Genomic DNA, 9,904 nt, shown 5'->3' with positions numbered 1-9,904 from the left:
GAGGCTATCCTCTTCGACCCACTCCGCGACGTTCTTCGGCAGGAGGTGTTGCTGATCTTGGTCGTATCGGATAAAGTTAGACGTCACGGATGAATCCTTACGCTATACAGGAGTTTCCGCTAGATAAAATCTACGTCATGTGAACTCGGAACCCGTAGAATCTGATTTCGCTGCCGATGTTTCTTGGACAGGCTCAAGGTGGCACACCATAGGTTCTAGCTTAGCCTGATAGGTGATTTTGTATAAGCTATTTAGACAGTTATTTCTCGACCGTCAATCCCCTCGCAAGCGACGAAACAAGTATGTCCTGTAATCGTTGGTAGTACCCCTTTTCGTATCCAAACTCCTCCTCATATCTCACGAATTCTTCTTTGTGCATGGCAAGAAGACCAATTGACCCTCCCATAAGACTCAACAAAACGAACGGCTCTATGTCTGAGAGTGGCCCAACACTCCGTTCTCGAAGGTCTTCAATGAGTGGCAGCAATTTTTCCATACTTTTCCTTTGCACATCTTCAAATTTGCTTGGTGACATGTTACGAAATGTTTCCTGATAATCGCCTTGAATAACCGTTTGTTGGATGAATGAATTTTCCTCGGCAAACTCAACGTAACACCAGAAGAACCGTTCAAGTTCCTCCTGTGGATCGTCTTTCTCTGCCAGATCCGAATCAAGCAGCTCCATCACGATCTCCGTGCGACTCTCTCCTTTTCGTACCGGTCGCGCATCCAGTATCAGCGGGAGGTCCTCGCCGACGATCTGAATCGTCGCCCAGTGGTAGGCGTACTCGTCGTTTTTCTCCTTCGTGCCGATGATCTTGGTCTCGTGACCGTCACGATTGCCGGTGAACGGCGTGTCGGTCGTGATGTCAATCGCGACCGTCACCGCCTGGTGAAACGCTGCAGTCTGCTCAGCTTCATCGAGAAGACGTCGGATCGCCCGTCCGTACATCTCGCGAATTTCCCCGATCGAGAGCTCTCGCAGATACTGGCGGTGGATGTGACCTAACGGCGTTCGGTCACGCGTCGAGTCAACGAGGAAGCTTCGCGCTCCCTCGTTGACGCACATCCCATCGCGGAGGCCAGTATACGTCTGGAGTTCCCAGAAAGCGTTCTCGTGGATCCGGCCGTTCTCACGGTCGAAAGCGAATGCCGGGAAGAGCAAGCGTTTGGCCTGATCAGTTAGCTCCCCAGCACGGCTCAGGACCTCTTTCTGGCTCGGTCCCTCGGAATCAACCGAGGGACCTCGCTGGGATGTACTATCGCTTCCTGCTGTGTCGATCGTATCCGGAACGTCGATTCGGTTCCATGACGCATGGATACGGACGAAATCCGCACACTGCTTGACTGCTCGCAGAAGGTCGCGACTAAACCGTTCGTGACAAGCGCGCCAGAGGGTGGCCTGGCTCGGGACGCTCTCGAAGCCGAGAGCGTCCGCGAGGCCCTCCCGTTCACCGAGATACGTCACCAGTGGGGTCTCGTGCTCCCACCCGTGCAAATGCATGAGCATGAGCGCTCGGAGCAGCGGAACAGCTGGCTTCGTTTGAGCGTGCCAGTCGGGGTAGGTATCGTACGAAGAGAACTCGAAGTACGCGAGCGGACATGTACAAATGAACGTCTCAACATCCTCGTGGGCGTCGTGCCGGAACCACTCACGCGCTAACGTTGAGATATCATGCTTGAGCGCATCGGGATCGTCGGCCGTATATTCCTCAGATGGACAGCGATAGTACGGCCAGTATTTCTCATCTGTGTCAGCTATCGCCTGGAAGACGGCCCGTTTCGAGGAGCTCGTCGCAGCCATCGTTGTCTCCAACACTCGGCTTAAACTGCCTCCGTGTTAGTTTCACGGTGGCTTCGCGTCGCTCAATCCCGCGAATTGGAATTCGGATTCACAACATCAGTGAGCCGACCGACAAGCTTATTCCAGATTATACGTAATCTGTAAACACGCGCTTCAACTATGTCACGGACAGCTTCACGGCAGGAAGGGGAGATCGTTCGCGATTTCCTATCTATCGCTGATCTCCTCGAACAGCCCCAGCTCGCTCGTGTCTATGATTACTTCTACCGGGAGGGTGAAGCAACTGCCAGCGAACTCATCGACGAGCTGGATCTCGCACAGGGAACCGCCTACAACTACATCAATCAGCTCACCGATACTGGTGTTTTCACTCCTACAGCAGACGGTCAGCCACAGCGGTACGCAGCCGTCGAAATCGAACTCACCCTGACCACCAACGACGATCGTGAATACACCATCTCGCCCGCTCTGATCGCTGCAGTCGCACGTCGAACAACCGACGACACCATTGATTCGTATATCGATCGCCACGGCGTGCACGGACTCGCAACTGCGCTTTCCCACACTATCGCTCGTGAACAGGGCGAGACTACTCATCGTCTCGTCGCCGACGATCTCGGCATCTCCGAGCTCGAAGCCGAACTGATTCTCCAGGCGCTTCGACCGGTCGTTTACGAGCACTTCTCGCTCGATAACTCTGGTGCGTCGCTGGCAGACGTCGTTGGTGACGAAAACCCCGACGTGTGAGCGCGCTCCATATTGCGGACACGGGATTTTTCGTTGCACTTGGCGATTCGTCGAACGAGCGCTATCAGCGAGTGCAAACCTTCGCTGAGCGCAACGAGATTACCTTCGCCGTCCCGAAACGGATCTACGCGGAGTTGACCGGAGGTAAGGATAGCGAGATCAGCGAAGCAGAAGTAATTCCAATCGATTCTGCTATCGACGATGGCTGGGTTCGTATTGCTGACTCATTGGAATACACGAACTCAGTTGTCTCGAAGACGATGGACGGTATCCAACGCTATATCGCAAACGCTGACGATCGTCCGGCCGATGAGGTCGAACGAGCCGATCCCGCTCTTGGAGCACTTGCCGCACAAGAACTCAGCTCGGGAAACACGGCCCATGCCTACATCTACACCACAGATATCGCTGCCGGAGAGGGTGCAGAAACTGTGCTTTCGAGCGAGGGGTACGACGACGCAGTGACGTTCGTCAACGGCTTCAGATTCATTGACGATCTAGTGTCCATTTGAGGTAGTGAGTTGATGTCTGGTGACGGTCGAAGTAGGTGGGATCGATCGCGGCGTGACCGGTCTGGGTGAGCTGCTCCGTCGAGCGGCGGAACAGCTCTCCCCAGATGCTTATCAGAGCCCGTGAACGCCTTGCACAGCGTCGAAGGTGTGGGAAACCCCTCCTGCGCTGAAGGCCCAATAGAAACCGAATACGCTCCATTTCTTCGCCCAATCGATGATCCCCCTGTACTCGACATCCGTATGCTCGCTGCCGTTTGCGGATTCAACTGAGTCGTAACATCAACAATCACTGGTGATTCATCATACGCTACGAATGAGCGCAATTGACACCACTGACCTGACGAAACGTTACGAAACCACCCTCGCCGTCGACGAACTCTCACTCACCATCCCCGAAGGGACCGTCTATGGGTTTCTCGGGCCCAATGGAGCGGGGAAAACCACGACAATGCGAATGCTGACCGGTCTTACTCGGCCGACCAGTGGGACCGGATCTATCGCTGATGTCTCGATCATGGACCGTGACGATCTTCGCCCGCAGATCGGCTACCTCCCCGAAGAACCACCACTCTATGAACAGGCGACTGCCAACGAACAGCTCGAATATGCTGCCGGCCTGCGCGATCTTCCCGAGGAATCGACACGACAGCGCATCGACGAACTACTTGATGCGCTTAATCTCACTGCTGATGCATCGACACGAATTGCTGACTACTCAAAGGGGATGAAACAGAAAACCGCCTATATTCAGGCTGTGCTGCACGAACCGGATGTCGTCTTCCTTGATGAACCTACCTCGGGGCTTGATCCACGTGCCGCTCGCACGCTCCGCGAAATGATTCGTGATCTTGCCGACGCTGGGACCACCATATTCCTCTCGACGCATATTCTCCCGGTCGTCGAAGAGGTCGCTGACACTGTCGGGATTCTGTATGATGGCAGTCTCGTAGCCGAAGACACACCCGAGGAGCTCACCCAACGTGCAGAAACCAGTCAAACAGGGACCCTCGAAGATGCGTTCCTCGAACTCACAACTGATGGTTCGGATGCAATCGATTCTGCGGACGACACTGGAGTTGAGGTGACGAATGGCTGAATCAGGGTGGACGCGTCACGCCTTCGCTATCGGTATTTTCGAATTTCGGCGATCAGCCCGAGCACTCTGGAACGACAAAGCTCGCTTTGGGATGACCGCATTTGGCCTTGCTTTCCCTGCGCTACTGATAACCGGCGGAATCGTGCTGTTTGCCGATGCAATACCGGAAATCGAGACTATTCCTCTGTCCAATGGAATCCGGGGGACGATCGGATTGTTCTGGCTGTTCGGAGTGTTCCTGATCGGAATGCGGACGGCCTCTGCACGAACGCATATCGAGGCCGAGCCACTGATGCTGACAAGCGTCTCCGCACGGACAGTTGCGGGTGGCTTAGTTGTTGCCGAGACGTTGCGGGTTCTCACCTATCTCAGCCTGTATACTCTTCTTGCGACCGGGATCGCGGTCATCTTGCTGGGTTCACTGCCAAGTCTTGTGCTTATACCCGCAACAGCTGTTCTGTTCGCGGTAACTGCGGTCGTGGCGGGAAGCGTATGTGGCTATGCAGTAGCGTGGCTCGTTGCGACCTCACGCTTCGTTGCTCGTCACAAGACAGTTCTCGGTGGAACAGCAGCAGTACTGCTGATGGGTGTTTACTTCCTCTTTTTGTATCCACAGCTCGGTATTGTAAGCCAGTCATCGCTCGGATGGCTTCCAATAGCATGGCTAACTGATTTCGCAGCGATCGGATCACCACTCCAGGGATCATCGATTCGAGCCGGCGGCGCGGTGCTGACAAGTCTCTTCGTGCTCATCGCCGGTGGCCTGATTATCGAACGTGAAACGATTGCATTCTGGTATACTGACCCTGTGTCCCCTGACAGCGGTGAAGCGACCGATAATCTCGATTCGCCGTCCGATGGCACTGAATCATCGCGGCGTGATGCGCTTGCAGCTTCGGTAACACCGCTTGTCATTCCACGACTGGTTGCACGGCCAACCCGTCGGGTCGCCGAATGGACACTTCTGCGAACGCGCCGTGAGCCGAATCGATTGACGTTCGTGCTCACTCCACTCCTCGCTATTGGAGGATCACTCCTCGGGAGCTACGCGGATTCACTTACTCTACTCGCGGCCCCAGCTGCTGCGATCGTGTTAGCGTGGCTTGCAGGAGCATTGTTTGCGTTGAATCCTCTCGGTGATGAGGGAGTGGTGCTCCCGGCGACGCTCACAGCAGTCTCTGGCAAGCAATACGTTCGTGGACTCATGACGCCAGGATTGGTGTTTGGTTTCCCCATCGTGGTCGTTATAACGGCTATCGCAGGTGTTTTCTCACCCTATACCCTCAGCCAGCGGATCGGACTGGTCGTTCTGGGTGGATTCCTGACGTGTGTTGCTGTCGGGACCACTCCTGCGATTGGTATGGCGCTCCCGCGTTTCAGTGCGATCAGCATCGGTCAAAGTGATGACGTACTCCCACCACGAATCAGTGCGACGCTTATTCACTTTGGATTGATTGGGATTCCCGGTTCGGCATTGGTGATGCTACTCCTCGTTCCGGAGATTGCGCGCGGTGCACTGGCCGTCCTCGTCGGAACGGTTCCAGCGTTCATACTCAGTGTATTCGGCAGTTCAGGAGGAGCATTCGCGTCGGTTGCTAGCGGTTTCCGTGAGATTGGTGATATGGTACGGGCATTCGGACTCATCGAATTTCGCATCGGCGGCATTATCGTGCTCGTTCTTGGAGGGATCGTAGCTGCCACAGTGCTGTACCGGCACGCTATCCGGCGGTTTGACCGTTATTCACTAGATTGAACGAGAACTGAATTTGCTTGGTCTACGGACATTCGTCCACCTGCACGACTCGTTCAGTCCTGGTGTAGCCAATAATCGGTGAGATCCGAGTCACATGGGGCGAGAACATTCATCCTTTCGTCAGGATAGCATGGGTTGATTCATCCCTGTAGGGAGTCTTTGATCGGTAACATTTTTAGTTGGGTATTGAGAAAATCTTAGTATGGGATCACGGCCAACGTCGCTGCAGTGGTTCGATCGTCTTTCATTCCCACTTGAAATCGGAGCGACGGCTGTTGGCCTTGTAATGGTCTGGTATTTCACAGACATTTCGACGGCCGGTCTTGGAGGGGCGACAATTGGGATCGGAGCGGCACGTCTCTGGCAGCCGATAAAACGACGATTCGGTATCAACACCGGGTGGGGCAAAGCACCAGTTGGATTCGCTTTATTCGGGTTGGGTGTCTACAGCTTCACATATCCAGAGGGACTCTTAGTCATCAAACTCGCGTTCGTACTCGTTGGCGGATGGATTACGCTTGATGGCCTCTACGACCTCACATCTGGTGCTGGAGAGACTGTAGCTGGATCACCCAATACAATGGAACAGTTCGGCGACGCACACATCGTCGGCCGCGCCATTGAAAGCGATCCACAGTCTCTCGATAAACTCACTTCGACCGTTGACCTTCCCCGTCATAGGATCGAGAAGGCTCTTGAAATGCTTGTGAACACCGATGCAATCGCTGAGCGGAACGGGCGGTATCACGCACAATTTACCGATCGTTCGATCGGTGATACACTCAAAAACGCTCCATCACGAGCGACCGACCGAGTCAGCTCTATCCCGGATCGGGTGCTACGACCGTTCCGATTGTTCGGCTTCGATAGAAAGAAGACGTAGGGAGAGATCACGCAACCTCAAGTGGTGGTTGAGATCAGGTGGAAGTGTTTTCGCTAGCTCAGCGAATTTGACCAACTCCTTTATCAACAGGCGTTCGATGAGTGGACATGGCCGAAGAGCGGTCGTACAAGACCATTATCAAGGACGAGCTCACAAGCAATCTCCCAGTTACCATCACCACTGTGCTTCTTGGTGTTGGTGTTCTCTTCACGTTTTCCGAACTGCTTGGCGAGTTTGAAGCGACATATCTACTGGTGGGAGTGACTGCCCTGTTCATTCCACAGATCTATGACCGAATTTGGCCAGAATCGTATTCGACCATAGCGGCGATCGTCTGGACCATTTGTGCGGTACTCATCTCCACCGGTGTGTTTATTGGCATCCTTCAGATCATGAGGAGTAACGTATCAACTGATCTCGCAGCCCCTGTCGCATTCGGTGTGACGACGATCATCCAGTACGGGAGTGCTGGCCTGTTTGCTCGCGCTCGATGAAATGGGTGAGACCGAAGACAGCGATGAGATACGTTCCATGTAAATATCATGTTTATGAATGCGACAAACAGCCTCTTTCCCAAAAGGAAAGCCGAACCGACGATCAAACTTCAAAGGCGACCATCTGTGACGGATGACCTCGACGCCGACGAAATACTCGATCTCCTCGATGATGAGTATGTCCAATCGATTCTTCTTCAAACACGAAGCGATGCGATGTCGGCGAAAGAACTCAGTGAGGAGTGTGGTATCTCTCTATCGACTGTTTATCGACGGACTGAGCGGCTCATTGAATACGGGTTTCTCGCTGAGCGTCGTATCGCACAGCCGGATGGGAACCACTACAGCGTGTACGAAGCGCAACTAGACGAACTCACAGTTCGTCTTACTGACGAGGGGTTTGAGATAGCTGTTTCCAAGAAACCGACCGGGCATCTTGCTGATCGATTTACTGATATTTGGGAGGGACTGTGACGTTGCTCCTAATTGGAACAGGGACACAAAGTCAGTCGGATTATCTTCTCCTGCTCTCTGTGTCACTCATCGCTATTGGATTAGCTCTCTTCATCGTATTTCACGCCTATCAGGGCTATCAGCGGAGTGGGAGTAGCCGAATGTTGTTCTTGGCAGGAGGGCTTTGTCTCATCACGGTAGTCCCACTAGCTATCTCAATTGGAGTCAATTCTGTAGGACAAGTGGTTGATCTTCAATCCCGGGTATACACGTTTTATCTCCCAACAATTATCCGGATCAACGAAATCATTGGACTGTGTTCGCTGCTCTATTCTCTTCTGATCACACCAGATCAATCTAAGACATGAGCGTTATTCCTATCCCTGTTGGTAGCCACTCTTCCCTTGATAGGATTGATTCACGCTTATCCTACCATTCTTCCAGTTTCAGAGGGGCCGTAGAGATTCCATTGTGTGATCGTCAATTTTCGGAAGGGGTTAGCAGAATCTGACGATCCTCACACGACACTACCCTCATCTTTTTGCCATCCAGACTTCTATAGCTAATATGGATGTCCAACTGGCGATTCCGGCCACACTAGATCACACAGTTCTGTCTGGTGAGATAACAGACGAACTCTGGAGCGGGAACCTCTGGGAAGCCTGTTGTCTCTTCTGTGAGAAATCATATGATTGGCAAGCAGGATTATCTGAGTTCTAATTCTACTAAACAAACTAACGGCCAGACCTAATCACCAGCCTTCCTCGTTGTCACGCAGTCAAAACGAGTTCTTGTAGATAGATGAGATTCCGTGCCCGATCAAGCTAATCCCTATAAGAGCAAGGAGTATTCCAACCACCAGTCCATCATAGCTGAGCGTGGCAAGGAGACAGCAAAGACCAACTATCGCTTCTGTGAGACCCCAGCCAGAGGCGTTACTCTGGAAGAAACTTCTATATTTACTGGACATAATTTGCCGTCTGTCTGCCAAGCAAGTTAATCTTGTCCTTATCCGGTCACGGGCACCGAGATCAACCAACCAAGATATAGGTCGATCCCGGTGTGTCGTCGTGTTGATCACGCTAAATCACCTGCTATCAAACACTCTCCCCTCCCGAGAATTCTCAGAGACAGTCTTCTAGCCCTTTGGGTCATGAAGAACTACAATGTGTGGCGTACCGGGAAGGATATGTCCTACCCGGTGGGATATTGCTGAGAACACGATGGCTTCTGAGCAAACCGATGTTATGAAGCATGACGCAAGCGATTACATATCTGCGCTTTCAGTCGCACTCGGTCTGGCTTCCGGAGGTTTTCTTGTGACGTCTCTTTTGCAAATACCGTTTGTCGCAGTACTTTCGGTACTTAATATCTCCGTCGAGAGTACTATCGGAAATGTCGGCACGACGCTTCTACAAGGAATCGGGTTCGTTCTTCTCGTCGTCGGCTATGTCTACTACGCTGGTCACCCAGATTTGCTCGATATTCGATGGCCGTTGACGTCAAATCCGCGAAAATCATTTCAAGATTTCGGGTGGATGGTTCTCGGTTTCGTTGCCCTAATTGCCATATCCAAAGTGACCAGTCTCGCTCTCCAGCAGTTAGGTTTCTCCGCCGGGACAAATCAGATCATACGCGCTGTTGAGCAATCCCCGACGCTGGCGCTTTCTATGGTCATTTTGTCTTTCCTTGCGGTCGGGCCAGGTGAGGAGACGCTCTTCCGTGGTGGCGTTCAGGGTGTTCTGCGGCGCGTCCTTCGACCAGTACCAGCGATAATCGGTTCGAGCACGCTGTTCGGTCTTGCACACGTGACGGCTATCGTAGCTTCGAGCGGTGCAAGCGGTATCTGGGGTTATGTTGTCTCAGCATTCGTTCTCGGTCTTGTTCTCGGCTCCCTCTATGAATATACCAATAATCTGCTCATCCCGATAGTAGTTCACGGTGCGTATAACGCAGCCATATTTGTCCAATATATTTGATATGGGTCGTTTGGATTCGCTGTCAGTAGACACTTGGCTATCTCCAGACAGTGAGTAACGCTGTCTCTTTGAGCCCGTCTAAGAATTCCGCCCCCATCAGTCCCCTGACGACGGCTGAAGATACTGCTGCACGATTCGACAGACCGATTCATCCGTCGACAAAAAAGAGAACCAGGCTCAGTT

The 9,904-nt window shown here is 52.9% G+C and carries 9 protein-coding genes and 1 pseudogene; 8 read left to right on the top strand and 2 right to left on the bottom strand.

Features of this window, described 5'->3' with window-relative positions:
• Window positions 1–259: 259 nt before the first annotated feature.
• Window positions 260–1,804: a transposase gene (locus tag C451_RS02690; protein ID WP_152420358.1), complete on the bottom strand. Its 1,545-nt coding sequence runs from the start codon at window positions 1,802–1,804 to the stop codon at window positions 260–262.
• Window positions 1,805–1,963: 159 nt separating this feature from the next.
• On the opposite strand from C451_RS02690, the gene C451_RS02685 reads away from it, so the two are divergent.
• Together C451_RS02685 and C451_RS02680 are read left to right on the top strand one after the other, a co-directional pair.
• A complete protein-coding gene (locus C451_RS02685) occupies window positions 1,964–2,551 on the top strand; it encodes a winged helix-turn-helix domain-containing protein (RefSeq protein WP_007737431.1) in 588 nt (195 codons plus the stop codon).
• Window positions 2,548–3,063 (top strand): hypothetical protein, encoded by a 516-nt coding sequence (locus tag C451_RS02680; protein ID WP_007737418.1) that lies wholly within the window; start codon window positions 2,548–2,550, stop codon window positions 3,061–3,063. The genes C451_RS02685 and C451_RS02680 overlap by 4 nt, the downstream gene beginning before the upstream one ends.
• Here the strand turns inward: C451_RS02680 and C451_RS23495 are convergent.
• Window positions 3,059–3,309 (bottom strand): annotated as a pseudogene (locus C451_RS23495) (IS5/IS1182 family transposase); the annotation flags it as partial. The gene C451_RS02680 and the pseudogene C451_RS23495 overlap by 5 nt on opposite strands.
• Window positions 3,310–3,376: 67 nt before the next feature.
• Here C451_RS23495 and C451_RS02675 point away from each other — a divergent pair.
• From C451_RS02675 to C451_RS02650, 6 genes are all read left to right on the top strand, one after another.
• A complete protein-coding gene (locus C451_RS02675) occupies window positions 3,377–4,159 on the top strand; it encodes an ABC transporter ATP-binding protein (RefSeq protein WP_007737416.1) in 783 nt (260 codons plus the stop codon).
• Window positions 4,152–5,912 carry a hypothetical protein gene (locus tag C451_RS02670; RefSeq protein ID WP_049912751.1) on the top strand — a complete coding sequence of 587 codons (1,761 nt, stop codon included), beginning with the start codon at window positions 4,152–4,154 and terminating at the stop codon, window positions 5,910–5,912. The genes C451_RS02675 and C451_RS02670 overlap by 8 nt, the downstream gene beginning before the upstream one ends.
• Window positions 5,913–6,114: 202 nt before the next feature.
• Window positions 6,115–6,795 (top strand): hypothetical protein, encoded by a 681-nt coding sequence (locus C451_RS02665; RefSeq protein WP_152420357.1) that lies wholly within the window; start codon window positions 6,115–6,117, stop codon window positions 6,793–6,795.
• Between the two features lie 107 nt (window positions 6,796–6,902).
• The gene (locus C451_RS02660; RefSeq protein ID WP_007737412.1) at window positions 6,903–7,289 is read left to right on the top strand and encodes a hypothetical protein; all 387 of its coding nucleotides are present in this window, start codon (window positions 6,903–6,905) and stop codon (window positions 7,287–7,289) included.
• Window positions 7,290–7,343: 54 nt separating this feature from the next.
• Entirely contained in the window at window positions 7,344–7,763 is a 420-nt protein-coding gene (locus C451_RS02655; RefSeq protein WP_193788296.1) for a winged helix-turn-helix domain-containing protein, read from the top strand.
• 1,202 nt (window positions 7,764–8,965) lie between these two features.
• Complete coding sequence (locus C451_RS02650) at window positions 8,966–9,721, top strand: CPBP family intramembrane glutamic endopeptidase (RefSeq protein ID WP_049912749.1); 756 nt, start codon at window positions 8,966–8,968, stop codon at window positions 9,719–9,721.
• The last annotated feature ends 183 nt before the right edge of the window (window positions 9,722–9,904 follow it).

Source organism: Halococcus thailandensis JCM 13552, assembly GCF_000336715.1.
GTDB classification, from domain to species: domain Archaea; phylum Halobacteriota; class Halobacteria; order Halobacteriales; family Halococcaceae; genus Halococcus; species Halococcus thailandensis.
The sequence above is the reverse complement of the archived record's forward strand: the minus strand, read 5'-3'. Positions and strand labels throughout refer to the sequence as shown.

What these genes read in the sequence shown, in the direction of transcription:
- C451_RS02690 (WP_152420358.1), bottom strand. Translation starts at nt 1,804, where the DNA reads ATGGCTGCGACGAGCTCCTCGAAACGGGCCGTCTTCCAGGCGATAGCT.
- C451_RS02685 (WP_007737431.1), top strand. Translation starts at nt 1,964, where the DNA reads ATGTCACGGACAGCTTCACGGCAGGAAGGGGAGATCGTTCGCGATTTC.
- C451_RS02675 (WP_007737416.1), top strand. Translation starts at nt 3,377, where the DNA reads ATGAGCGCAATTGACACCACTGACCTGACGAAACGTTACGAAACCACC.
- C451_RS02670 (WP_049912751.1), top strand. Translation starts at nt 4,152, where the DNA reads ATGGCTGAATCAGGGTGGACGCGTCACGCCTTCGCTATCGGTATTTTC.
- C451_RS02665 (WP_152420357.1), top strand. Translation starts at nt 6,115, where the DNA reads ATGGGATCACGGCCAACGTCGCTGCAGTGGTTCGATCGTCTTTCATTC.
- C451_RS02660 (WP_007737412.1), top strand. Translation starts at nt 6,903, where the DNA reads ATGGCCGAAGAGCGGTCGTACAAGACCATTATCAAGGACGAGCTCACA.
- C451_RS02655 (WP_193788296.1), top strand. Translation starts at nt 7,344, where the DNA reads ATGAATGCGACAAACAGCCTCTTTCCCAAAAGGAAAGCCGAACCGACG.
- C451_RS02650 (WP_049912749.1), top strand. Translation starts at nt 8,966, where the DNA reads ATGGCTTCTGAGCAAACCGATGTTATGAAGCATGACGCAAGCGATTAC.